The sequence below is a fragment of the Mameliella sp. LZ-28 genome, assembly GCF_012274245.1.
GTDB lineage: Bacteria > Pseudomonadota > Alphaproteobacteria > Rhodobacterales > Rhodobacteraceae > Antarctobacter > Antarctobacter albus.
Genome location: NZ_JAANYX010000022.1, coordinates 104,573 through 129,576, shown reverse-complemented (window position 1 = coordinate 129,576; position 25,004 = coordinate 104,573). Strand labels below are relative to the sequence as shown.

At 65.4% G+C, this 25,004-nt stretch carries 20 protein-coding genes; 2 read left to right on the top strand and 18 right to left on the bottom strand.

Annotation, left to right across the window (positions count from 1 at the left end):
- Positions 1-27 precede the first annotated feature (27 nt).
- Positions 28-744 carry a response regulator transcription factor gene (locus G9Q80_RS13125; RefSeq protein ID WP_157903785.1) on the bottom strand — a complete coding sequence of 239 codons (717 nt, stop codon included), beginning with the start codon at positions 742-744 and terminating at the stop codon, positions 28-30.
- 68 nt (positions 745-812) lie between these two features.
- Here G9Q80_RS13125 and G9Q80_RS13120 point away from each other — a divergent pair, with 68 nt between their 5' ends.
- Positions 813-2,417 carry an FAD-dependent monooxygenase gene (locus G9Q80_RS13120; protein WP_088714262.1) on the top strand — a complete coding sequence of 535 codons (1,605 nt, stop codon included), beginning with the start codon at positions 813-815 and terminating at the stop codon, positions 2,415-2,417.
- The gene (locus G9Q80_RS13115) at positions 2,414-2,599 is read left to right on the top strand and encodes a hypothetical protein (protein WP_043137189.1); all 186 of its coding nucleotides are present in this window, start codon (positions 2,414-2,416) and stop codon (positions 2,597-2,599) included. The genes G9Q80_RS13120 and G9Q80_RS13115 overlap by 4 nt, the downstream gene beginning before the upstream one ends.
- A gap of 7 nt (positions 2,600-2,606) precedes the next feature.
- On the opposite strand, the gene cysG is transcribed toward G9Q80_RS13115, so the two are convergent.
- The 17 genes from cysG to G9Q80_RS13030 form a co-directional block, all read right to left on the bottom strand.
- Complete coding sequence (cysG, locus tag G9Q80_RS13110) at positions 2,607-3,998, bottom strand: siroheme synthase CysG (protein ID WP_088714261.1); 1,392 nt, start codon at positions 3,996-3,998, stop codon at positions 2,607-2,609.
- A 13-nt stretch (positions 3,999-4,011) separates the two neighbouring features.
- Positions 4,012-4,956 carry a glycosyl transferase family protein gene (locus tag G9Q80_RS13105; protein WP_088714260.1) on the bottom strand — a complete coding sequence of 315 codons (945 nt, stop codon included), beginning with the start codon at positions 4,954-4,956 and terminating at the stop codon, positions 4,012-4,014.
- Positions 4,953-7,574, bottom strand: coding sequence for a nitrate reductase (locus G9Q80_RS13100; protein WP_088714259.1), 2,622 nt, complete (start codon positions 7,572-7,574; stop codon positions 4,953-4,955). Before G9Q80_RS13100 ends, G9Q80_RS13105 begins: the two co-directional genes overlap by 4 nt.
- The gene (gene nirD, locus G9Q80_RS13095) at positions 7,574-7,906 is read right to left on the bottom strand and encodes a nitrite reductase small subunit NirD (protein ID WP_043137201.1); all 333 of its coding nucleotides are present in this window, start codon (positions 7,904-7,906) and stop codon (positions 7,574-7,576) included. Before nirD ends, G9Q80_RS13100 begins: the two co-directional genes overlap by 1 nt.
- Positions 7,903-10,335, bottom strand: a complete 2,433-nt coding sequence (gene nirB, locus G9Q80_RS13090) for a nitrite reductase large subunit NirB (RefSeq protein WP_088714258.1) — start codon at positions 10,333-10,335, stop codon at positions 7,903-7,905. The genes nirD and nirB overlap by 4 nt, the downstream gene beginning before the upstream one ends.
- Positions 10,336-10,340: 5 nt before the next feature.
- Positions 10,341-12,026, bottom strand: coding sequence for an ABC transporter ATP-binding protein (locus G9Q80_RS13085; RefSeq protein WP_088714257.1), 1,686 nt, complete (start codon positions 12,024-12,026; stop codon positions 10,341-10,343).
- Between the two features lie 5 nt (positions 12,027-12,031).
- On the bottom strand, positions 12,032-13,114 hold the full coding sequence (locus tag G9Q80_RS13080; protein ID WP_069210902.1) for an ABC transporter permease: 1,083 nt from the start codon (positions 13,112-13,114) through the stop codon (positions 12,032-12,034).
- Between the two features lie 103 nt (positions 13,115-13,217).
- Positions 13,218-14,582 carry a CmpA/NrtA family ABC transporter substrate-binding protein gene (locus tag G9Q80_RS13075; RefSeq protein WP_069210901.1) on the bottom strand — a complete coding sequence of 455 codons (1,365 nt, stop codon included), beginning with the start codon at positions 14,580-14,582 and terminating at the stop codon, positions 13,218-13,220.
- 278 nt (positions 14,583-14,860) lie between these two features.
- On the bottom strand, positions 14,861-16,033 hold the full coding sequence (locus G9Q80_RS13070) for an ABC transporter substrate-binding protein (protein ID WP_088714256.1): 1,173 nt from the start codon (positions 16,031-16,033) through the stop codon (positions 14,861-14,863).
- Positions 16,030-16,614, bottom strand: a complete 585-nt coding sequence (locus G9Q80_RS13065; protein WP_088714255.1) for an ANTAR domain-containing response regulator — start codon at positions 16,612-16,614, stop codon at positions 16,030-16,032. Before G9Q80_RS13065 ends, G9Q80_RS13070 begins: the two co-directional genes overlap by 4 nt.
- Before the next feature lie 186 nt (positions 16,615-16,800).
- Complete coding sequence (locus G9Q80_RS13060) at positions 16,801-18,132, bottom strand: flagellin N-terminal helical domain-containing protein (protein ID WP_088714254.1); 1,332 nt, start codon at positions 18,130-18,132, stop codon at positions 16,801-16,803.
- A gap of 347 nt (positions 18,133-18,479) precedes the next feature.
- Positions 18,480-19,958 (bottom strand): mannitol dehydrogenase family protein, encoded by a 1,479-nt coding sequence (locus G9Q80_RS13055; protein ID WP_088714253.1) that lies wholly within the window; start codon positions 19,956-19,958, stop codon positions 18,480-18,482.
- Complete coding sequence (locus G9Q80_RS13050) at positions 19,958-20,728, bottom strand: L-iditol 2-dehydrogenase (RefSeq protein ID WP_088714252.1); 771 nt, start codon at positions 20,726-20,728, stop codon at positions 19,958-19,960. Before G9Q80_RS13050 ends, G9Q80_RS13055 begins: the two co-directional genes overlap by 1 nt.
- Positions 20,725-21,729 (bottom strand): ABC transporter ATP-binding protein, encoded by a 1,005-nt coding sequence (locus G9Q80_RS13045; protein WP_069210896.1) that lies wholly within the window; start codon positions 21,727-21,729, stop codon positions 20,725-20,727. Before G9Q80_RS13045 ends, G9Q80_RS13050 begins: the two co-directional genes overlap by 4 nt.
- A gap of 13 nt (positions 21,730-21,742) precedes the next feature.
- Positions 21,743-22,573 carry a carbohydrate ABC transporter permease gene (locus G9Q80_RS13040; RefSeq protein WP_043137225.1) on the bottom strand — a complete coding sequence of 277 codons (831 nt, stop codon included), beginning with the start codon at positions 22,571-22,573 and terminating at the stop codon, positions 21,743-21,745.
- A 90-nt stretch (positions 22,574-22,663) separates the two neighbouring features.
- The gene (locus tag G9Q80_RS13035) at positions 22,664-23,530 is read right to left on the bottom strand and encodes a carbohydrate ABC transporter permease (RefSeq protein ID WP_043137227.1); all 867 of its coding nucleotides are present in this window, start codon (positions 23,528-23,530) and stop codon (positions 22,664-22,666) included.
- A gap of 105 nt (positions 23,531-23,635) precedes the next feature.
- Complete coding sequence (locus G9Q80_RS13030) at positions 23,636-24,940, bottom strand: ABC transporter substrate-binding protein (RefSeq protein ID WP_043137229.1); 1,305 nt, start codon at positions 24,938-24,940, stop codon at positions 23,636-23,638.
- Between the last annotated feature and the right edge of the window lie 64 nt (positions 24,941-25,004).

Sequence of the window (25,004 nt, the reverse complement as noted above, 5' to 3'; positions counted from 1 at the left end):
GAGCGCGCCGCGCTCCCCTTTTTGCGTTCAGGCCCGACACAGCGCGAACAGCGACCCGCGCGAAGATATGCCCAGTTTCTCATAGGCCCTGGTCCGATAAGTCGCGATGGTCGACACGGCGACGCCAAGCTCACCGGCGATTACCTCGGCCTTCTTTCCTGACAGGATACCAAGGCAGACGTCCCGCTCGCGCTCGGACAGGACGGCCAGCGGGGCGGGATAGCCGCTTTCGGCGCGGGCCTCGAAATGCAAGAGTGCAAGCCTCGCCAGGACGCGTATGGCTGTCTCTGCTCCGCCATCCCCGGCCTCTGGCCAATAGAAGTTCACCGCAAGGCATAGCGCAGGCCCACGCACCAGAACGGCCGTCTTTCCATCCAGTCCCGGACGGGCATAGAACCGCGCGCGATACTCGCCGGTCATCCCGCCGATGACGGCCCCACTTTCGACCACCTCCAGCGTGCCGGTTTCCAATGCCAGGGCACGATGAAACAGCGGATCCTGCCGAAACCACCCTCCAAGATAGTCCTCGGCCAGGCGCGGCCCCAGGGCCGCGCTGCGAAAGTTGCGCGACAGCAGGCAGGCGGCGCTGTCCGCACGGTAGGAAAACACCATGACCTGCGCCGCCCCCGTGGCGGCCACGCAGGGGACAAAGGCATCTGTCCAGGCATCCCGCCCGGTCAGCGCAAGGCAGGTGTCGATCCCGGCCAGCAGGTCATCCATCCCCGGTGTCGGCTTGTCCTTCATTTTGCAGGACATAATCCACCGGCGCGCTCTGGTACACATCCCACAGGACAAGACGAGGAGGACGGGACATGCGCCCCAGTGGACGCGGCGAGCTGGATTCGCTTTACTTCGACTACCCGCATTTCGACCCGCCGGCGCGACCGGAGGTCGAACCGCAGACCCCGGTCGCCGTGGTTGGGGCCGGGCCGGTCGGCATGGTCGCCGCGCTGACGCTGGCCCAGCACGGGGTGCGCAGCGTCCTGCTGGACGCCAAGGACACCTTCAACGACGGCAGCCGGGCCATCTGCATCTCGCGGTCCAGCTATCACATTCTGGACCATCTGGGCATCGCGGCGCCCTTCCTGGAAAAATCGCTGGGCTGGACCAAGGGGCAGTCCTATTATCGCGGGCGACAGATCCTGGAATTCGACATGCCCGACAGCGCGGACGAAAAGTTCCGCCCGATGTACAACCTTCAACAGCAATACATCGAGGCCTTCCTGTGGAAGGCGGTCGCCGCCTCACCGCTGATCGAGACGCGCTGGCAAAGCCGGGTGACGGGGCTGGAACAGGCCCCGGAGGGCGCGGTGCTGACGGTCGAGGACCCGAACGGCAGCTATGACCTGCCCGCGCGCTGGGTGATCGCCGCCGATGGCGCGCGCAGCGCGATGCGCGGAATGTGCAGGCTGCGCCTGAAGGGAGAGAACTACGAAGGCCGCTATGTCATCGCCGACGTGAAGATGGCGCATGACTATCCCACCATCCGCCGTGCGCTGTTCGATCCGGCCTGCCGGCCGGGCGGCACAGTGCTGATCCACCGCCAGCCCGATAACATCTGGCGCATCGACTACCAGTTGCGCGAGGACGAGACCAACGAGGAGGCCATGCGCGAAGAGAACGTGCGCGCCTCGGTCGAAGGGGTGCTGGCCGAGATCGGCCACGATGGCGGCTACGACCTTGAGTGGTGGAGCGTTTATTCCGCCAACACCCTGCTTTTGGACGACTACCGGCAGGGCCACGTGTTCTTTGCCGGGGACAGTGCTCATATCGTGCCGATCTTCGGCGTGCGCGGGTTGAACAACGGCATCGCGGACGGGCACAACATCGGCTGGAAACTGGCCGCCGTGCTGAACGGGGACGCTGGTGAGAGCCTGCTGGACAGCTACACGCCCGAACGGCGCGGGGCGACACTGGATGTCTTTGCCAATGCCACCAAGAGCACGCGTTTCATGACGCCGCCCACGCATGGCTGGCGGGTGATGCGGGATGCGGCGCTGTCACTGGCGCTGAGCCGACAGAGCGCCGGGCACCTTGCCAATCCGCGCCAGATGACGCCGCATACCTATGCCGACAGCCCGGCAACCACGCCGGACGATCCGGGCTTTGACGCCGGGCCAATCCCGGGCGCGATGATCCGGGACGTGGCGCTGGAGGATGGTTTCCTGAGCGAGCGGCTGGGCAAGGGCCTGACCCTGCTGGCCTTCGGCGACGCGGGTTTCGACGTGCCGCCGGGCCTGTCTGTCCTGCGCCTGCCGGCCGATGGCCCGGTGGCCCGGGCCTATGGCGCCGTGCAGGGAAGCGCATACCTGGTGCGCCCCGATCTGCATGTCGCGGCGCGCTGGCACGGCGTCACGGCGGAAAAACTGGCCGGGGCCTTGGGCCGCATGGCGATCAGCGAGGAGGAAACCGCATGACCCAGGCAGAGCTGGAACGCGTCTACGAGGCAATGGCAGTGGCAATCGACGACGTTGGACCGGACCAGGGCGAGGTCTTTCTGGCCAAGCTGGCGCTGGCCCTTGCCGAGGACCTTGGCCGCACGGAACGGGTGCTGGAAGTGATCGCAGAGTGCCGTTCCGGGCTGGAACGCCGGGACTGATACAGGGTCAGGCAGCACATGTCTCAGCCGCCGGAACGGCAGGCACCGCTGCCTCGGACCAGGTGACAAGGATCACCGCACATCCCTTGCATCCGACCTCTTGCAGGCGTTCTTCCAGCGAGACCAGGGGGCAAGTCAATAGGTGCTCGCCGGGTTTGGACACCTCGATCGCGACGCGCACGGGGGCCTGAGGCGGCATCCCGCGCGCCATCAAGTCGTCGCGAATGCGCGCCGCCTGCCCCACCGACATGTAAAAGGCCGAGGTGGTTCCCGGCGCCGCGTGCCGCGTGCTGTCCGGCAGCGCCGCGCCTTCGCGCGACATGCCGGTGGTCAGGATCAGCGTGTCCGAAATGCCCCGTTCGGTCAGAGGCTCACCCAGTGCGGCCGCCGCGGCAGAGGCCGCCGTGATGCCCGGAACCAGCTCCACCGCAATACCTGCGGCGCGCAATACGGCGATTTCCTCGCCCGCGCGGCCAAAGACCCCGGGATCACCGGATTTCAGCCGCACCACCCGCTTGCCCTGACGCGCGGCGGCCAGGATCACAGCGTTGATGCGATCCTGCGGCCAGCTGTGCGCGCCAACGTGTTTTCCGACAAACACCCGTTCCGCGTCGCGCCGCGCCAGTTCCAGCACCTCGGGGTCCACCAGCCGGTCGTAAAAGATCACGTCGGCCTCTTGCAACCGTTCCACCGCACGCAACGTCAGCAGGTCACGCGCCCCCGGCCCGGCGCCGACAAGGGCGACATGGCCGTGCGCCGCCTCATTGGGCGCGCCGCCCGATGCGATGGCAGACTTGATGGCCTGTGCGGCCTCGCGTTCGCCGCCCCGGGCCCATGTCGCGCGGGGCGCCCCCTTGAAGACCCAGGCCCAGAAGGCGCGGCGTTGGCTGCGCGGCACCCGGGCATTGACCATCGGGCGCAGCCGCCCGGCCAGGGCCGCCAGCCCTCCCAATGAGGGGGACAGCATTTCTTCGAGGCGGGTCTTGATCTCACGGGTCAGGACCGGGGCGGTGCCTTCGCTGCCGATGGCGATGACGACCGGATCGCGATCGACAAGCGCGGGCGTGGTCAGGTCGCAAAGGTCGGGGCGGTCGACCACGTTGACCGGGCAGCGCATGGCCCTGGCCAGCGCATGCGCCGAGGCGTCGAGTGCCGGGCAACCCGTGGCGACGAAACCCATCGCGGCATCCGCGAACACCTCGGGGGTCAGCCGGTGCTGGTGACGGGCGCGGCCTTCGGCAACCAGCGCCTGCAATTCCGGTTCAAGTTCAGGCGCGACCAGAAGGATCCGGGCGTCGGTCTTGAGGATCAGCCGCGCCTTCTGCGCCGCCTGCTCGCCGCCGCCGACGATGGTGACGCACCGGCCCGTTGTACGGATGAACATGGGAAAGCTTTTCATGGCGGGTCTCCTGTCAGGCGGTCTGCAGAACGGGGCGCGCCTGCCACAGCGCGGATAGGTCGGGGGCTAGGTCCAGCGTGGCAAAGGCCAGCGCGGCGGTGCCAAGGACGATCTGGCGGGCGAACTCCGGGCCCTCGTCACTGTTCCAAAGCACGGTGAGCGCCTCGGCGGACAGGGTCAGATCCGACAGTCGGCGATGATCCCCTGTCAGGGCCGGAAAACTACCTTGCCATGCTGCGCCTTCTCGCAGGCCGAAACCGGCGATCTCCATGCCCGGATGGCGTTCGAATTCGCCCCCGCCGCCCTTTATGACGGTCAGGTTGCGCCAGCCCAGGCGCTGCGCCGCGTCGGCCTGCAACTGCCGGTAAGAGGGATGAAAGACCCCTTGCACGCTGGCGGATGCGCGACCCGGGTTCAACATCCGGCAAACCGTGTTGATGCAGGAGCGCAGGCCAAGGGTCCGGCGCAGGTCGAGCAGCTGGAACAGGGCGGGATGCGCGTCTTCCAGAGGTACATAGGCGATGTTGCCCGCCTTCAGCACCCGGGCGGCCTGCGCCGGGCTGCGGACCTGCGGGATACCCAAGGCAACAAGCCCGTCGCGGATCGCCTGATCCGGCCCGTTCCAGCCGTGCAAGAGAACACGCTGGCCGCTGGCCGCGACCAGTCTTGCGGCCAGGAGAAACCAGGGCAGACCACGGCTGCGACCGGCGGCGTAACACGGCCAGTCCAGATCGGCGCAGGGCCAGTCGGCCAGCGGGGCCTGCGCAGCACGGGCGAACCCTGCAATTTCCTCGCATGTCTCGCCCTTCATCCTCAGCAGCATCAAAAGCGCACCGACCGACTCGGGCGCGGCGCCTTCCAGCATCTGCGACATGGCCTCGACGGCCTCATCCTCCGTCAGGGAACGCGACCGGCCCGGGCCACGGCCCAGCGTGCGCACATGGACGGCCAGGCTCATTCCGCGGCCTCCTTCTGCTGGACGGAGGCGAGGAGGTCGGCCAGTTCCGGCCGGCAGGAGCCGCAGTTCGTGCCCGCTTGCAAGGCCGCGCCGATGGCCTCGACGCTCAGCAACCCGTCGGCCTCGATGGCGCTCAGGATCGTGTTCACGCCAACCCCGAAACAGGAACAGAGGATCGGCCCCGGGTCCGGAACATCGGCGGGCGACCGGCCCGAGAGCAGGCTCTGGTCCGGCTGATCCGGCAGCGTGGCCAGGTAGTCGCGCATCACGGCGATGGGCGTGGACGACACGAACAGCGCCGCAACCAGTTGCCCGTTTTCCCGAAAGGCCAGACGTGCATTCCCCTGCCCCGGCCCCGTGACCGAGGTCAGTTCGGCTGTCGGCAGATCGAACAGCGCGCGCGCTTCGGCCTCCCAATCCTCCGGCGTGTCCAGCCCGGCAAGCTCGGCGCGCTGCCCCGAACGGGTGACGCTGCGCGCCCAGTAGGCGGCCTTTGGCGTCATCGGCCGGGCGGACACCGCGAAACCGTACCATGCCGCGTTGAGCCGCATGACATTGACCACGCTGGCCTTGCTTTCCGGCTGGCCCGAGACGGGGTCGGTCACCGCCGCCACCAGCGCGTCGATCCGCGCCGAGGGTGCGGTCTCGCCGGTCCAGTGCATAGGCGCAAAGACCTGCCCGGGACGAACGGCATCGGTGATGCGAGCGCGCAGGATGGCACTGCCCTGCGGGCTGTCGACCCGAACAAGGTCGGCCGACCCGATGCCCTTGGCGAAGGCATCGGCGGGATGGATTTCCAGGAAGGGCTCTGCCAGATGCGCCGAGAGCCGTGCCGAAAGCGCCGTCCGCGTCATCGTGTGCCACTGGTCGCGTGTGCGCCCGGTGTTGAGGCGGAACGGGTAGCGCGGGGCGGTCTTCGCGACCGGCGGACGCCATGACACCGGGACCAGGCGGGCCTTCTGGTCGGCATGAAAGAACCGGCCATCGGAAAAGAAACGCCCGCCTTCGCTCCTTGCACTGACCGGCCAGCGGGTCGGCTGCAACGCGTCGTAGTCCTCGCCCACAAGGCCAGAAATATCGAAATCGCGGCCAAAGGACCCTGCGATGCCCGAAAGTGCGGCGTATTCGCGAAAGATCTCTGCCGGGGACTGGTAGTCGAAGGCTCCCTGCCAGCCCATGCGACGGCCGACCTCGGCAAGGATTTCCCAGTCGGGGCGGGCGCTCCCGGGCGCTGGCAAGGCTGCGCGCTGGCGGCTGATCGTGCGGTCGGAATTGGTAACGGTGCCGTCCTTTTCCGCCCAGGCGCTGGCGGGCAGCAGCACGTCGGCCAGCCGCGCGGTATCGGTCTCGGCGGTGATGTCGCTGACGACTGTGAAATCGCACCCCGTGATGGCGTCGCGCACACGGTCCGCATCGGGCATGGAAACGGCGGGGTTGGTGTGGATGACCCAGAGCGCCTTGATCCGCCCCTCGCCCACTGCGTCGAACATATCGACGGCCTTGAGACCGGGTGCATCGGGAACAGTGGGCGCCGCCCAGAAATCCCGCACAGCGGCGCGGTGATCGGCTTTTTCGAGGTCGAGGTGACAAGCCAGCATGTTCGCCAGCCCCCCGACCTCGCGCCCGCCCATCGCGTTGGGCTGGCCGGTGACCGACAGAGGCCCGCAGCCGGGCTTGCCGATGCGGCCCGTGGCGAGGTGACAGTTGAGGATCGCGTTGACCTTGTCCGAGCCAGAGCTGGACTGGTTCACGCCCTGGCTGAAGATGGTGACGGTCTTTTCGGTGCCGATCCATTCGGTACAGAAGGCGGCGATCTGCGCCTCGCTCAGCCCTGTCGCCGTGCCATCCTCGGCGCGGGCCTGTTCCAGCGCGGCGTCAAATCCCGTGGTGTTGCCCAGGAAATCCGCGTCGACCGCGCCACGCGCGTCGATTTCCGCCAAGAGCCGGTTGAACAGGGCGACGTCCGATCCCGGCTCCAGCGCCAGGTGCATGTCGGCGCCGTCGCAACTGGCGGTGCGGCGCGGGTCCACGACGATAATCCGCGTGCCGCGCGCCTTTCGCGCCGCAAGAACACGCTGGTACAGGACCGGATGACACCAGGCCAGGTTCGATCCGACCAGGACCACCAGGTCCGCGTCCTCGATGTCCTCGTAGGTGCCGGGGACCGTATCTGTGCCGAAGGCGCGCTTGTGCCCCGCCACTGTCGAGGCCATGCAAAGACGAGAGTTCGTGTCGATGTTGGCCGAACCGATGAAACCTTTCATTAACTTGTTGGCCACGTAGTAGTCCTCGGTCAGCAATTGCCCGGAGACGTAGAAGGCAACGCTGTCCGGCCCATGTTCGGCAATGGTGGAGGCAAAGCGTTCGGCCACGGTGCCGAGGGCGCTGTCCCAGCTGACCTCCCGCCCGCCAATCCGCGGCGTCGGAAGGCGGTGGCCCGTCCCGACCGTCTCGCCCAGCGCAGAGCCTTTGGAACACAGGCGCCCGAAATTGGCCGGGTGGTCCGGGTCGCCGCGCACGTCCAGACCTCCGTCCGGCTGCGGGGTCAGCAAGACGCCGCAGCCCACCCCGCAATAGGGGCAGGTGGACCGGACAGTTTTCCGCCCTGCCCCCGCCATCACGCCGCGCTCCGGTTCTGGAGCGCGCTGATCTCCAGCAGGATGCGCCCCGCCTCGATCCGCACGGGGTAGACCGCGATGCGCCCCTCGTCGGCCCCTTGCGCCTCGCCTGTGTTCAGGTCGAAAACCCAGTTATGCAGGGGACAGGTGACTTTCTGCCCGTGCACGATGCCCTCGGACAATGGCCCCTGCTTGTGCGGGCAGGCGTTCGAGGCGGCAAAGACCTCGTCCTCGGCGGTGCGGAACACCGCGATGCAACCCGCCTGGGTCTTGACCAGGCGCGCACCGCGCAGGGGAACATCCGTGACGGCACCAATGTCGGTCCAGTTCATTCTGCTGCCTCCAGTGTGAAATCGGCCAGCGGCTGAAAGCCTTGCGCCACGTCCGGGCGGGCCCGTTCGGCCCAGGGATCGGTCTGGTAGACGCTTTGCGAGAGGTCGAAACGGTCAACCAGCGCCGCGCGTTCCGCAGGGTCGGCCAGCACCTCCTGCACCCAGTCCAGCCCGACCTTGGCGAGCCATTTGTAAGCCCGGTCGAGATACTTGCCGTTCTCGCGGTAAAGCTGGACAAAGGCGACGGTCCATTCGATCGCCTCTTCCTCGGTGGCGACGTCCACGAGGCGTTCGACCTCCTTGACGTCCATGCCCGCGGCGCCGCCAACCCCGATCTGGTAGCCAGAGTCGACACAGACGATGCCGATGTCCTTGCAGGTGGCCTCGGCGCAGTTGCGCGGACAGCCCGAAACACCCAGCTTGACCTTGTGCGGTGTCCAGGACCCCCAAAGCCGCTTTTCCAGCTTGATGCCAAGGCCGGTGGAATCCTGCGTGCCGAAACGACACCAATCCGAACCGACGCAAGTCTTCACCGTGCGCAGCCCCTTTGTATAGGCATGGCCGGAGACCATGCCGGCCCTGTTCAGATCGGCCCAAATCGCGGGCAGGTCTTCCTTGCGCACGCCCAGCAGGTCGATCCGCTGGCCGCCGGTGACCTTGACGGTCGCGCCGTATTTCTCGGCCGCCTGGGCGATGGCCACCAGTTCCTGCGGCGTGGTCATGCCACCCCACATGCGCGGCATCACGCTATAGGTGCCGTCCTTCTGGATGTTTGCGTGGTTGCGCTCGTTGACGAAGCGGCTTTGCGGGTCGTCGGTATAGTCCAGCGGCCAGTCCGCCAGCAGGTAGAAGTTCACCGCCGGGCGGCAGGTGTGGCAACCGTTGACCGTCTTCCAACCCAGTTCTTGCCAGACGGCCTCTTGCGATTTCAGCTCCTGGCTCTTGATCAGGCGACGCACGTCCTCATGGCTGAGATCGGTACAGCCGCAGACCGGCTGGGCCGTGGGCGTCTCGAACCCGTCGCCAAGCGTCACCTGCAACAGTTGTTCCACCAGTCCGGTACAGGTCCCGCAGGAGGCGCTGGCCTTGGTCGTGGCCTTGACCGCGCCGAGATCGGTGGCACCGCCTTCGATGGCCTGGACGATCTGACCCTTGCATATGCCGTTGCACCCGCAGATCTCTGCCTCAGGCGGCAAGGCTGCAACGGCTGAGAGAGGGTCCGCTTGACCGCCTCCCTGATAGGCGGGGCCAAAGATCAGCGTCTCGCGCATGTCCGAGATGTCGGTGCCGTCCTTGATCAGGCCGAAGAACCAGTTGCTGTCGGCGGTGTCGCCATACATCACCGCGCCGACCAGCCTGTCGCCCTCGATCACCAGGCGCTTGTAGACGCCGCGCGATGGGTCACGGAAAACCACGTCCTCACGCCCCTCGCCCTCGGCGAAATCCCCTGCGCTGAAAAGATCGCAGCCCGTGACCTTCAACTTGGTCGAAAGCTCCTTGGGCACGAAGGCCGCCTCTTCCCCGATCAGGGTTGCCGCGACCACCTTGGCCTGATCGTAGAGCGGCGCAACAAGGCCAAACAACTGCCCGTCAAGTTCGACACATTCGCCCACGGCCAGCACGTCCGGGTCCGAGGTCATCATCTGTGCGTTGACCTCGATCCCCCGCGCCACCTCCAGATGGGCATCATTGGCCAGCCGGGTTTCCGGGCGAATGCCCACGGCCATAACCACAAGATCGGCGTCCAGTACGGTGCCGTCCTCCAGCAGCACGGCCTCGACGCGATCCTCGCCCAGAATGGCCTTGGTCGCCGCCTTGGTCATCACCGTGATGCCTCGGTCCTCCAGATCTTTTTTCAGCAGGTAGCCCGCTGCCTCGTCCAGCTGGCGTTCCATCAGGTGGCCCATCAGGTGCAGCACCGTGACCTCCATGCCGCGCAGGGCCAGCCCCGCCGCCGCCTCCAGCCCCAGCAGGCCGCCGCCGATCACCACGGCCTTGCCGCCCTTGGCCGAGGCCTCGACCATCGCGTTGGTATCGTCCAGGTCGCGGTAGGCAATCACGCCGGGCAGATCCTTGCCCGGCACCGGGATGATGAAGGGGGCCGAGCCGGTGGCGATCAGCAGCTTGTCATAGCTGATCGCGCCGTTCTGGCCCGTGACCGTTCTGGTGTCGCGGTCGATGCCCACCACATGCTCGCCAAAGCGGCAGGTGATCTCGTTCTGCGCATACCAGTCGTCGTCATGGGTGACGATTTCCTCGTAGGTCTTTTCGCCGGACAGCACGGGCGAGAGCATGATGCGGTTGTAGTTGCCACGCGGTTCGGCGTTGAACAGCGTGATGTCATATTGGTCCGGGGCCTGCTCTCGCAGGTGTTCCAGCACCCGGCCAGAGGCCATGCCAGCGCCGATGACGACAAGTTTCTGTTTCATGGGGATTACTCCGCCGCGATGGCCCGCGGCGCTTGGGCCTTGGGCTTGGGTTTGGCGCCGTGTTCGTATTCCTCCAGGAAATCGAGCACCTGGGCGCGGTAATCGTAGTAGTCGGGGTGTTCCAGCAGCGCCTTGCGGGTACGCGGGCGCGGCAGGTCGACGTCGACGATCTTGCCAATCGTGGCCTGCGGCCCGTTGGTCATCATCACCACCCGGTCGGCCAGCAGGATCGCCTCGTCCACGTCATGGGTGACGCAGATCGCAGTGACCTTGGTCCGGTCCCAAACCTCCATCAGCACTTCCTGAAGTTCCCAGCGCGTCAGGCTGTCGAGCATCCCGAAAGGTTCATCCAGCAGCAGCAGCTTGGGCGAGAGCGCAAAGGCCCGCGCGATGCCGACCCGCTGTTTCATGCCGTTCGAAAGCTCGCTGGCCGATTTGTCCATCGCATCGGCCAGCCCGACCCGTTCAAGGTAGTATTCCACCACGTCCTGACGTTCGGCGCGGCTGGCCTTGGGATAGACCTTGTCCACGCCCACGGCGCAGTTTTCGCGCGCCGTCAGCCAGGGAAACAGCGAGGGCGACTGGAAGACAACGGCCCGCTCCGGGTCGGCGCCCTCGACATGGCGCCCGTCCAGCTTGATCGCGCCCTTGGAAATCTCGTTCAGACCGGCGGCCATCGTCAGCACAGTGGATTTGCCGCACCCGGAATGGCCGATCAGCGAGATGAACTCGCCCCGGTCCATTTTCAGGTTGAAATCCTCGACCACGGTCAGCGGGCCCTTGGGTGTGGCGTAGACCTTGTGCAATTGGCTGAAATCGAGGAAGCGTTCGTCGATCAGCCCCTGCTGCGCGTCCTTGACCGCCTGCGGCACGCCGTGGATCGGGGTCACGTCCGGCAGCACCTTGCTGCCTTCGGATTTCGCTTCGATGCCCACGTCCATCAGGTATTGCGTCACCTGCGCGCGCAGTGCCTTGAACCCTTCGTCGTGGTTCATGGCAGAGCGGTCACGCGGGCGGGCGATGTCGACCTTGAACTCTTCGCTCAGCGTGCCATCCGGATTCAGTGCGATGATGCGGTCGGCCAGCAGGATCGCCTCATCCACGTCATTGGTAATCAGCACGCAGGTCTTCTTGTTCGCCTCCCAGATCCTCTCGATCTCTTCGGCGAGGTTGGCCCGGGTCAGCGCGTCGAGCGCCGACAGCGGCTCATCCAGCAGCAGCACCTCGGGCGACATGGCCAGCGCGCGAGCGACGTTCACCCGCTGACGCATGCCCCCCGACAATTCCGCCGGGCGGCGCGTGGCGGCATGGCTGAGGCCGACCATCTGGACGTAGTGGGCAACCTTGGCGGCCTTTTCCGCCCGCGGCATTCCCGGGAAAACCGTGTCCACCGCCAGCCGTACATTGCCTTCGACCGTCAGCCAGGGCATCAGCGAGTAGTTCTGAAAGATCACCCCGCGTTCACGGCCCGGTCCCTTGATGGGTTTGCCCTGAAAGGAAACGCTGCCCTGCGTGGGCATTTCCAGCCCGGCCATCAGGTTGATGAGCGTGGTCTTGCCGGTGCCGGAAAAGCCCAGGATCACCAGGAACTCACCTTCCTGCACCTTGAGGTCGATGTCCTTGAGGACCGGCGTGGCATGGGTGCCCTCGCCGAAACTCTTGGAGACATTGTTGAAATCGATCACTGCCATGTCGCTCACCGCTGGTTCGAGAAGGTGAAGAGGGACTGCAGGGCGAACATCACGCGATCCAGCAGGAAGCCGATGATGCCGATGGTGAAGACGGCGACCATGATCTTGGCCAGCGACTGGCTGGACCCGTTCTGGAACTCATCCCAGACGAATTTGCCCAGGCCGGGGTTCTGCGCCAGCATCTCTGCCGCGATCAGGACCATCCAGCCGACGCCGAGGCTTAGCCGCAGTCCGGTGAAGATCAGCGGCAGCGCCGAGGGCAGCACCAGCTTGGTAATCTTGGTGTATGTGTTCATCTTCAGGACCTTGGAGACGTTCACCAGGTCCTTGTCGATCGAGGCCACGCCCAGCGCGGTGTTGATGATCGTCGGCCAGATCGAACAGAGTGTGACGGTAATCGCCGAGATCAGGAAGGATTTGGCAAAGAGCCCGTCATTCGTGACGTAGACCGCCGAGACGATCATCGTGACGATGGGCAGCCAAGCCAGCGGAGAGACCGGTTTGAAGATCTGGATCAGCGGGTTCAGCGCGGCATTGGCGGTGGGCGAAAGCCCCGCCATGATGCCCAGCGGAATGGCCACGACCGTGCCGACGAAAAAGCCGAAGAAGACCGTCTTGATCGAGGTCCAGATCTGTTCGTAGTAGCTGGGCGCGCCGGTATAGGCGATGTCCTTGACCTTTTCCGGCTGGCCCGCGTCGATGAACTTCTGGTTGCGCTTGGCCACCATGGCCTCGAACTTTTCGCGCTTGGCGGCCTTGGCCCCGGCATCGGCGTGCAGGTTCACGGCCTCCTCCCAGACCGCGGCCGGGCCGGGCACGGCGCCCAGCGAGGTCTGTACCTGCGGCGCCAGCGTGCCCCAGAGCAGCAGGAACCCGGCTATGGCCAGCAAGGGGACTCCCAGAAGGCGCCAAAGGTCCTTCAATTGCGCCCTGGGGTTGTCGCCTGCGGCAGCCTTGAGCGCGGGCGTGACCCAGCTCAGTCCCAGCACCTGGAACCATTTGTCGGCGGCGTTGATGCGGGTGAAGAGGCGGGCGCGCCGGGCCTCTCTGGCGGCGCTGTCGGAGAAATTCGGGTCGACGGTGGTCATGTCTTGCGGTCCTCGATCGGAGGGAGGGAGTGGGGGTCTGCGCCCGGAGCGCGCGTAACAGGGAGTGAAAGACGCGCCCCGGGCTAGGTCCAAAGCCCGGGCGTCAGCCCTTGACCTCGGTTCCGACGACTGTCTGGTCGGCCTTCAGCCCAATGGGCAGGCTGTCGAGATAGGCATTGGGCGTGCGCCCGTCGTAGGGAATGCCGTCGATGATGTCGGAGGCCGGGGTCGGCGCCTTGTAACCATCGCTGTCCCAAGGGAAATCCGCCTCGTTCGCCAGCCCCTCGTCGACCAGAATGCGCGCGGCTTCCAGGTAGATGTCCGGACGATAGACCGACCGCGCGACCTCGTCGTACCAGCTGTCCGGCTTCGCTTCGGCGATCTGGCCCCAGCGGCGCATCTGGGTCAGGTACCAGACCGCGTCCGAGTAGAAGGGATAGGTGGCGTTGTAGCGGAAAAAGACGTTGAAGTCCGGAACGTCGCGCTTGTCGCCCTTCTCGTATTCGAAGGTGCCGGTCATCGAGTTGGCGATCACGTCATAATCGGCGCCGACGTATTCGGGCCGCGACAGGATCTCGACCGCGTCGGGACGGTTGGCGTTGTCGTTCTCGTCCAGCCACATGGCGGCACGGATCAGCGCCTTGGTCACGGCCAGCGTGGTGTTGGGGTATTCCTCGGCAAACTCGGCGGTGATGCCGAATACCTTTTCGGGGTTGTTCTTCCACAGCTCGTAGTCGGTGATGACCGGCACGCCGATGCCCTTGAACACCGCCTGCTGGTTCCACGGCTCACCGACGCAGTAGCCATAGATCGTGCCCGCCTCCAACGTGGCAGGCATCTGCGGTGGCGGCGTCACTGACAGCAGGACGTCAGCGCCGATCTGGCCGGTGATGTTTTCGGGGCTGTAGTAGCCAGGGTGCAGGCCGCCCGCAGCCAGCCAGTAGCGCAGCTCGTAGTTGTGTGTCGAAACCGGGAAGACCATGCCCATGTTGAAGGGCTTGCCTTCAGCCTTGTACTTTTCGACCACCGGCGCCAGCGCCTCGGCCGAGATCGGGTGCACGGGCTTGCCGTCTTCATGCGGAATGTTCGGCTTCATCTGGTCCCAGATCTCGTTCGAGACGGTGATGCCGTTGCCATTCAGGTCCATCGAGAACGGGGTGATGATATGCGCCTCGGTGCCGAAGCCGATGGTCGCCGCCAGCGGTTGACCGGCCAGCATGTGCGCACCATCCAGTTGCCCGCCGATCACGCCGTCCAGCAGCACCTTCCAGTTGGCCTGCGCCTCCAGCGTGACGAAAAGACCCTCGTCGAGGAAATAGCCCTGTTCATAGGCCACGGCGAGCGGCGCCATGTCGGTCAGCTTGATGAAGCCGAAGGTCAGCTCGTCCTTTTCAAGCTCGAGCATCTGCGCCAGCGCGGGGCTGACAAGGGCGGTGGTGGCCGCGAGGCCGAGGAGGAAAGACTTCATGAGGTCGGTTCCTTTTCCAGGGGCCCGGGTCCTTCACGAAACGCCGGGCAAGACAAAAAGCCGCAAACACGCTTTGTCCGGTGACAGACAAAGAGTGAGCGGCGTTGCTCGGATGATCCCGGTCTATGGGAGGTATTTCGCGCGACGTACGCCATTGCACGTCGATGGGTTTATCCTGCGTCAGCGATCTGGGGCGCGGCAACGTTTTTCTGCTGCACTGCGGCGCCAGATTCGGAAATCACCCGAACTGGCACGCTGCACTGCCGCATAATTGTGCATCATATGCGGTCAGGGTCAAAAACGCGCCCATCAAAGAACGCATCTGGCGGCAGCAGCAGACCACCTTTCCGCGAGGCGACGGCGGTTTCCTCGCGAATCGCGCCTTCGAGTTTCTCGGACGCACCGGGCAGATCGGCCCCCGTGGACGCCATCTGTGCGCGGTAGATATCGCTGCGAAAGACCTCTGCCGCCCGCGCGCGCGCCTGGGTCTCGTCCAGCCCCAGGCGCCCGGCAAGCCGATGCGCGATCCACTTGGCTTGGCTGCGCCAGGGAAAATTCGCAGCCCCTTCGTGGAAGGCGACGAAACCATCGACAAGGCGCTGTTCGGCATGGCTCGAAATCGTCAGCCGCCCGGAAAGGGCGCGATCGACCACCTCGGACGGCAGGTCGAGATAGGGTTTCTGAGCCAGGATCTCTGCCGCCGAGGTGCGGTGCCCCGGCGCATCCAGCCAGCGCCCCGCCCGCCAGACCGCGCGCATCAGCTTGCCCAGCAGGTGAGGTTCTGTCTCGGCCCAGTCGGTGCGCACGGCCAGCACCTTTTCCGGCGCAAAGGACCAGACCGCCTTGCCCGGCAGCAAGAGCGCCCCGGCCCCGGCCTCGACCGCAGCCGACCCCCAGGGCTCGCCCACGCAAAAGGCATCCACGTCCCCCTCGGCGAGGGCGCGCACCATCAGCGGCGGCGGCACGGTGCGCACCTCGAACCCCTTTTCGGCGAGGCCGGAGGACTCCAGCCAGTAGTGCAGCAGTTCGACGTGCATGGAGAAGGGGAAAGGCACACCGAAGACAAGCGGCCGATCCGCAACGGCGACAAGGGCGCGGGCCGCGCCTGCCGCATCATGGAAATCGAACCCGTATCCCGAGGCGCGCAGCCGGTCCTCCAGTGCGCGGCTGACGCCGATCACGTTGCCATTGACCGACAGGACTGAGACCGCCGACACCGGCTGTGTCACCCCGCCCAGCCCCAGAGCCATCGCGACGGGCACAGGGGACAGCAACTGCGCCGCATCCACGCGGCCAAAGGCCAGCATGTCGCGCACCGACGACCACGAGGGCGCCGCGATCAGATCCAGCGCGATTCCTTCTTCGCGGGCAAACCCCATCTCCTCGGCCACGATCAGTGGTGCCGCGTCAACCAGCGGCACAAATGCCGTGGGCAGCCTGACCATCTTCATGACAAGAGCCCCGATGCCGTGACCAGAGCCTCGGCCACCTCGGCCACGCGGCGCCCCTGGTCCATCGCGGCCTTGCGCAACAGGGCATAGGCCTCTTCCTCTTCGATGCCGCGGGCCTTCATCAGCAGCCCCTTTGCGCGGTCGATAACCTTGCGTTCCTCCAGCGCACGGCGGGTCTCGGCCAGTTCCCGGCGCATCTGGCGCATCATCTGGAACCGGGCGATGGCGGCGTCGAGAACAGGTTTGAGCCGATCCGGCTGCATCCCGTCGACGACATAGGCCGACAGGCCCGCCTCGACCGCCTCTCGCGCCAGACCGCTTGCGGCTCCCGAGACGAACATGGCAACAGGACGTTCCAGCGGGCCGGAGGCCAACGTCAGTTCCTCAAGCATGTCACGGGTCGGGTTGTCGATGTCGATCAGCACGACATCGGGGGCCAGAGCGCCGATCCGGCGCGCCAGGCTGGACGCATTGCCTATGACATGCACGTCATAAGGGCCCGAGGCGCGCAGCGCATCGACGATCGAGATCGCGCGCTCGCGGTCTTCCTCGACGACGACGATGGTGATCCGATCCGACATGAGGTCTTTTCACCACTGGCGCGGCGCAGGGCAAGCGCTGGCGCCCCCGGATGCCCGCCAACCCGGCATGACGCCCAAAAATTGGGCAACCTTTTGCGCTCATCCGACAACGGCAAAGGGGCGGCGCAGATGCGCCGCCCCTTCGAGAGCAAAGCCTTTGCGGCCCCCAAGGGCCTCAGGCGCGGGTCAGCCCTGGAACAGCGACAGCAGCGACTGCGGCGCCTGGTTGGCAATCGACAGCGCCTGGACACCCAGCTGCTGCTGGACCTGGAGCGCCTGCAGACGGGCCGATGCCTCTTCCATGTCGGCATCGACCAGCGCACCGATGCCGGATTTCAGCGCATCGGTCAGCTGCGAGACGAAATCCGCCTGGGTCTCGATCCGGCCCTGGGCCGAACCAAAGGCCGATGCCGAGTCGATGGCGATCTGGATCAGTGTCTCGACCTCCAACAGGGCGGCATCGGCGCCTTCCTGCGTTGTCACGTCGATATCCGCCAAGGCCTCGAGACGGCCACCGATGGTCGCGTCGCCCAGGTCATAGCTGCGGACCTGGACCGAGAAGTTGTCGCCTGCGTTGTTGGCACCGGTAAAGTCGATCTGGTTCGCGTTGGTGGCGTTCACCGCAGCCGCGATGCCGAGGCCCTCGGTGATGTCGGAATTGTCCGCCACATACTTGTTGAAAGCTGCGACAAGTCCGGCCGTGACATCCGCCTCGGTATCGCCGTCACGGGCGACATAGGTGATTTCCTGCGCGCCGGCGGTGGCCGTGGTGTTGAACGTCGCGAGACCCGCCGCGCCGCCCGTGATCTCGATCGAGAAGCCGGTTCCGGCGGCCACGGTCGCAGTGCCCGCACCCGCGGCCTGACCGACGACAGCGGCGGTGGTCGGCTGTGTCGCGTTGCCGGTCAGGGCAACGGCAGAAGTGTTGGCCGCACCCGACAGAACGTCCGAGGCCGCTGCCGTGGCCGAGGCCGAGGCCACGTCGATCGAGGCCGCGCCAAGCCCAAGGTCCTGTTTCTGCACCGTGATGTCCGAGGCGGTCACACCGGTGCCCGATCGATCCAGCGAGGCCAGGATGTTGACCGACCCGGTGCCTGCGGTGGTGTCCGTGTTCGACAGCAGGTTCAGACCGTTGAACTGCGCCGCGCCGACGACGCCGACGATCTGGTTGCGCAGGGCGTCGATGTCCGCCTGGATCTTGTCGCGGTCGACGTTTTCCTCTTGCGCGGCGACGATGCGGGCCTTGATCTCGGTCAGCAGTTCAGTCGTGGTTTCCGCAGCCTGGCGGGCGACGGCGACGGTGGACTGGCCCAGGTTGAGGCTGTCGGAAATCCCCTTGAAGCCCTTTACGTCCGCTTCCATCACCTTGGAGATGGCCCAGACGGCCGAGTTGTCCTTGGAGGTCGCGACACGCTTGCCCGTCGAGATTTCCGACTGCGTGTCCAGAAGGTTGGAGTTGATGGATTTGAGGGTTTGCAGCGCGACCATCGCGCCATTGTTCGTCAGGATGCTAGACATATTCTTGCCCTTGCTGTTCGAAAGCGCATTTTGGCGCCGGTTTCATTTGCCGCGATCGGCTTTGCTGACGTCGTTCTGACGGATGCAGGCCTTGGTATCGGTCTGCGCCACCGCTTCAGGTGCGCCGCCAACCTCACCGCTGCGGATGAACAGAAGGCTAAAACCCTCTTCTTGCTTGCCTATAATTTGTCTGAAACCGGAAATGTTGTTGAAGCAAGGGGTAGGACAAAGGGGCCGAAAACGAGGAAACCCGGCGCACAGGCACCAGGTCTCATGAGATGAGGCATTGCCAAACGCCGCCTTACCACCTTGATTTCAATTCAAAAATCAAGAATTACGCTGAGCCGTCAGTCCAGGTAGGCGCGGATCGCTGCCTCTGTTCCTTCGGCCCAGACCCGGGCCAGCGCCTCGGAAAAAGCCGCCGCGAAACCCGCGTCATCTGCCAGCGCGCCATAGAACTGACGCTGGTCCAGCCAGGCCTGCGGCCTGTCTTTCGCGGCGCGCGCCGCCAGCACCAGGTCGCCCCAGACCGGATCGTTGGGCACGATCTCCGACCCGTCCTCGCGGGTGCCAGCACACATCCTGGCCCAAAGCGCCTGCGACAGGGCCAGTCCGTCCAAGGGGGTGCCCGACGCCACCGCGTCGCGGATCACCGGAAGGACCGCCCCGGTATGACGCGACGAGCCATCAAAGGCCACGCGGCGCACGGTGTCGGCGATCTTCGGGTTGGAAAACCGCGTATCGATCAGGTCGACATAGGCCTCCGGCGTCATTCCCGGAACCGGATGCACATGCGGCGCCATTTCCTCCAACGCCACCTTGCGGAACAGGCCCCGGATCAGCGGGTGGGCCATCGTGTCGTGGATCGTCTCGATCCCCAGGATCTCGGCCGGATCGGCAATCACCTGGTGGCCACCGTTCAGGATGCGCAGCTTCATCGCCTCATAGGCGTGCACATCGTCCGACATGGTCGCCCCCACCTCTTCCCAGGGCGGGCGCCCGGCGCAAAAGCGATCCTCGATCACCCATTGGCGGAAATTCTCATGGGTGACGGGCACGGCGTCGTCGATGCCGAAATCCCGCACCAGCGCCAGTTCGCGCGGGCCGGTCGCCGGGACGATGCAATCCACCATCGAGTTGGGAAAGCTACATTCCGCCGCGATCCAGTCGGCCAGCGCCGGATCCGCGAGGCGGGCAAGGCCCAGGATGACCTCCTCCAGCTTGGTCCCGTTGCCGGGGAGGTTGTCGCAGCTCTGGCAAGTGAACGGACCGGCGCCGCTGTCGCGACGGCGCCTCAGCGCGGCGATCATGGCGCCAAAGGCGGTGCGCGGCGCATCCAGGTTGGCGGCGTCATAGCGCATGTCGGGGTGCGCAGGATCAAAGGCCTTTGTCGCCGGATCCAGGTAGTACCCGCCTTCGGTAACGGTCAGCGCGACAATCTGGATCGCCGGATCGGCCATGCGCTCGATCAGGGGGCCGTTGCCCTCGACGATGGGCACATAGTCGATCATCGAGCCGACCACCTCGGCAGACGTCCCCTTGGGGTCCAGCTCGATCAGCGTGGTCAGGTAATCCTGCTCTGCCATCTTCAACCGCTGCGCCTCATCGTAGGGGCGGACACCCGCCCCTACGATGGCCCAGTCTTGCGCCATGCCCTGTTGCATCAACCGGTGCAGATACCAGGCCTGGTGCGCCCGGTGAAAGTTGCCCAGACCGATATGCACGATCCCGGGCGTCAGCGCGTCACGGTCGTAGGTGGGCGCGGACACGCCCCCAGGCAAGTCCACCAGTGCCGCATTGCTCAGTTTGACAAGGCTCCCGGTCATCAGCTCATCCAGTTCCCGCCATCGACATTCAGGCATTGCGCGGTGATGTAGCGGGCCTCGTCTGAGGCCAGGAAGACGCAGGGGTCGGCCACCTCTTCGGGTGTCCCCATATGGCCCAGCGGCACCGCCTCGCCCACTTCGCGTTTCTTCTGGCCCCTGGGCTTGTTCTCGTATTCGGCGAACAGCCCGTCGACGACCTCCCACATGGGGGTGTCGATGACGCCGGGCGCGATGGCGTTGACCCGGATGCCGTCCCCGGCCAGTTCCAGCGCCAGCGACTGCGTGACCGAGATCACCGCCGCCTTGGTGGCACAGTAGACGGCGATGTTCGGCTCTCCGCGGCGTCCGGCCTGCGAGGAAAAGTTGATGATCGCCCCGCCGCCGCATGCCTTCATCCCCGGCACAACGGCTTGGATCGCAAAGAGCGTGCCGCCGACGTTGACGTCGAACTGGCGGCGATAGTCCTCTGGGGTGATCCGGTCGATCGAGGCCATGTTGAAGACACCGGCGTTGTTCACCAGCACGTCGATCCCGCCCCATTCGGCCTCGACCTGTGCAACCCCCTTGGCGATGGAGGCCGGATCGGTCACGTCCATGCCCAGCGCCATGCCAGTGTCGCCCAGCGTCGCGGCACACTCGCGGGCCTCGTCTGCCATCAGGTCGGCCACGGCAACCCGCGCCCCCTCGCGCGCATAGGCCTGGCAGATCGCGCGGCCTATGCCGCGCGCGCCGCCGGTGACCAGCGCCACCTTTCCCGTCAGCCGTGTCATTGGATGCGCAGCCCCTCGGCATCAAAGCGGTGCAGGTGATCCAGGTTCGGGTTCAGAAAAACCGTGTCGCCGTGATGCACCGGGATTTCACCCCCCACGCGGACGGTCATCGGGTCACAGCCCGGTACGCCGTGGACATGGATGAAGGTGTCGGACCCCAGGTGTTCGGCCACGCCAACCTTGCCCTGCCACAGCCCCTCGGAGGTCGAGACCTCGATATGTTCGGGACGGATGCCGATGGTCTGCGCGTCGTGCTTGGCCGCCTCAGGGCCTTCGATGAAATTCATCTTGGGTGAGCCGATGAAACCAGCGACGAACTTGTTGCGGGGGCTGCGGTACAGCTCCAGAGGGCTGCCCACCTGCTCGATCACGCCCGCCTGCAGGACCACGATCTTGTCGGCCATCGTCATCGCCTCGACCTGGTCGTGGGTGACGTAGATCATCGTCGTGTCCAGCTTCTTGTGCAGTTCGCTGATTTCCATCCGCATCCCCACGCGCAGGGCAGCGTCGAGGTTGGACAGCGGCTCGTCGAAGAGGAAGGCCGCCGGTTCCCGCACGATGGCCCGCCCGATGGCGACACGCTGGCGCTGGCCGCCGGACAGCTGGCCAGGACGCCGGTCCAGGTAGTCGGTCAGGTTCAGGGCTTTCGCGGCAGAGGCGATGCGGCGCTCCTGCTCGGCCTTGTCCATGCCCGCCATCTTCATCGGGAAGGCAATGTTCTTGCGCACCGACATGTGAGGGTAGAGCGCATAGGACTGGAACACCATCGCCAGGCTGCGCTTGGCCGGCGGCAGCGCTGTGGCATCCTTGCCGTCGATCTCGATCACGCCGTCGGTGGTGTCCTCCAGCCCGGCGATCAGCCGCAGCAATGTGGACTTGCCGCAGCCCGAGGGGCCGACGAAGACGGTGAACTCTCCGTCCTCGATGGTCAGGTCCAAGGGCGGGATCACGGTCACGTCGCCAAAGGACTTCTTGACCTGCTTGAGTTGAATACGTCCCACGGGTCTCTCCCCCTTATTTCACCGCGCCGAAGGTCAGGCCGCGGACGAGTTGTTTCTGGCTGAACCAGCCCATGATCAGGATCGGCGCGATGGCCATGACCGACGCCGCCGAAAGTTTCGCGTAGAACAGCCCTTCGGGGCTGGAATAGCTGGCGATGAACGCGGTCAGCGGGGCCGCCTTGGCGGCGGTCAGGTTGAGGGTCCAGAAGGCCTCGTTCCACGCCAGGATGATGTTGAGCAGGATGGTCGAGGCGATGCCCGGCACCGCCATCGGGGTCAGCACGTAGAGGATTTCCTCACGCAGGCTGGCGCCGTCCATCCGCGCCGCTTCCAGGATCTCTCCGGGAATTTCGCGGAAGTAGGTGTAAAGCATCCAGACGATGATCGGCAGGTTGATGAGCATCAGCACGATGACCAGCCCGATCCGCGAGTCCAGCCAGCCCAGCTTGATGAAGAGCAGGTAGATCGGGTACAGCACGCCGACCGCGGGCAGCATCTTGGTGGACAGCATCCACAGCAGGATGTCCTTGGTCCGGCGCGACGGTACGAAGGCCATCGACCAGGCGGCGGGAATCGCGATGATCGTGCCGAGGATCGTGGACCCGCCGGCGATGATCACCGAGTTCCACAGGAAGCGCATGTAGTCCGAACGTTCCTGCACCACCGCGTAGTTTTCCAGCGTCCAGTCGAAGAACAGGAAGACCGGCGGATCGCTGATGGCCTGGGCCTCTGTCTTGAAGCTGGTCAGGATGGTCCAGAGGATCGGAAAAAAGATCAGCAGACCGACGGCCCAGGCCAGCGTGGTGTTGATCGCCTTGCGTTGTGTCGTAACGGCGCGTGCCATGTTCAGAGCCTCCCGTTCCGGGCTTGCCCCGGAACCTCTGCGGTTGGGATGGGGCCCCGGGTCAAGCCCGGGGCGCGGCGGAGATGAAGGTCAGGCATCGAGGTTCTTCCCGACGATGCGCATCAGGAACAGCGCGACGATATTGGCCAGGATGATCGCATAGACCCCGCCTGCGGACCCCAGTCCGACGTTCTGGCTTTCCAGCACGCGCTGGAAGATCAGGTAGGTCAGCGTCTTGGTCCCGAACGAACCCTGGGTGGTGACGAAGATCTCGGCAAAGATCGACAGCAGGAAGATCGTCTGGATCAGGATCACCACGGTGATGGCCCGGCTCAGGTGCGGCAGGATGATGTGGAAGAAACGTGCCAGCGGCGGGGCGCCGTCCATCTCGGCGGCTTCCAGTTGCTCGCTGTCCAGCGACTGGATCGCCGTCAGCAGGATCAACGTCGCAAAGGGCAGCCATTGCCAGCTGACGATCATGATCAGCGACTGCATCGAGGCCTCTGACAGCCATGAAATCGGCTCGGCCCCGAAGAACTTCCAGAGATGCGCGAAGAGGCCGTTCACCGGGTCCATGAACATGTTCTTCCAGACCAGCGCCGACACGGTGGGCATCACGAAGAAGGGCGCGATGACAAGGATGCGCACCACGCCCTGCCCCCACATCGGCTGATCCAGGAGGATCGCCAGCAGCACGCCCAGAACCACCGTCACGACCAGCACGCCGCCGACGATCAGCAACGTCGTCATCACGCTGGGCCAGAAGGCACTGGAGGTCACGAAACGAACGTAGTTGTCGAAGCCTGCCCACCCCAGGTCCCCGCCGCGCAGCGGCAGGTACTTGCGGAAGGAAAACCAGAGGGTCATGGACAGCGGAACAAGCATCCAGACCAGAAGCAGGAAAACCGCGGGTGCCATCATAAGACGGGCTGCGGATCGCGAATGCTGGGTCGCCATGACGCGTCTCCTCCCTTGGCGACTGCGGGGCCGCCGTGTTCATGTCTGTTGGAAATTCAGGAACCGGAGGGCGGTTGCCCCCGCCCTCCGGCCTGGGAGGAGGCCTCAGTATCCTGCGGCTTCCATTGCGTCGACGACCAGCGCCTGCGCCTTGGCAAGGGCCTGCTGCGCGGTCTGCTGCCCGGCCAGCGCGGCCGAGAATTCCTGGCCCACATCGGTGGCAAAGCCCGCGAATTCCGGGATCGCCACGAACTGCACGCCGACATAGGGAACCGGGTCGACGGTCGGGTTCAGCGGGTCAGCCGAGTTGATCGACTTCAGCGTCATTTCGGCAAAAGGCGCCTCGGACAGGTAGGTCTCGTTCTGATAGAGCGAGGTGCGCGCACCCGGCGGCACGTTGGCCCAGCCTTCGTTCGCCGCGACCAGCTCGATATAGGCCTTCGAGGTCGCCCACTCGATGAACTCCTTGGCGGCGTCCTCTTTCTGGGTGCCCGCCGGGATGCCCAGCGCCCAGGCCCAGAGCCAGTTGCCGCGCTTGCCCTTTCCGGTGTCCGGCGCCAGCGCGAAACCGACCTTGTCGGCCACGGTGGAATCGTTGGGGTTGGTCACGAAAGAGGCCGCCACGGTGGCGTCGATCCACATGCCGCACTTGCCCTGCTGGAACAGCGACAGGTTCTCGTTGAACCCGTTGGTCGAGGCGCCCGGAGGGCCCGCGTCATTCATCAGGTCCAGATAGAAGGTCAGCGTCTCTTCCCAGGCGGCACTGTCGAACTGCGGGGTCCAGTTCTCGTCGAACCAGCGCGCACCAAAGGAGTTGGCGGTGGCCGTCAGGAAGGCCATGTTCTCGCCCCAGCCGGCCTTGCCGCGCAGGCAGATACCGTAGATCTCGTTTTCCCTGTCGGTGATCTTCCGGGCCGCGTCGGCGACGAAATCCCAGGTCGGCGCCTCGGGCATTTCCAGCCCTGCGGCCTCGAACAGGTCGGTCCGGTACATGATCATCGAGCTTTCGCCGTAGAACGGCGCCGCATAAAGCGTGCCGTCATGGCTCAGGCCGCCGCGCATCGCTGGCAGGATGTCGTCGGCGTCGTAGTCCGCCGACAGGTCGTCCAGCGGCACCAGCCAGCCGTTGGCGGCCCAGATCGGCGTTTCGTACATGCCGATGGTCATGATGTCGAAGGCACCGCCCTTGGTGGTGATGTCGGTGGTCACGCGCTGCCGCAGCACGTTCTCCTCCAGCGTGACCCAGTTCACCTCGTGGCCGGTCTTGGCGGTAAAGTCGTCGGTCAGCTTCTGCATCCGGATCATGTCGCCGTTGTTCACCGTGGCGATGGTCAGGACCTCGGCGGAAAGCGCGCTCGCACTCACCGACACAAGTGCAGAAGCCGCAAAGAATGCGCCTTTCAAAGTCATCCAATTTCCTCCCTTGGAGTGCTCGTTGCACGGTCAGAGACTGCGCAAGACCTCCAGGCGAGTC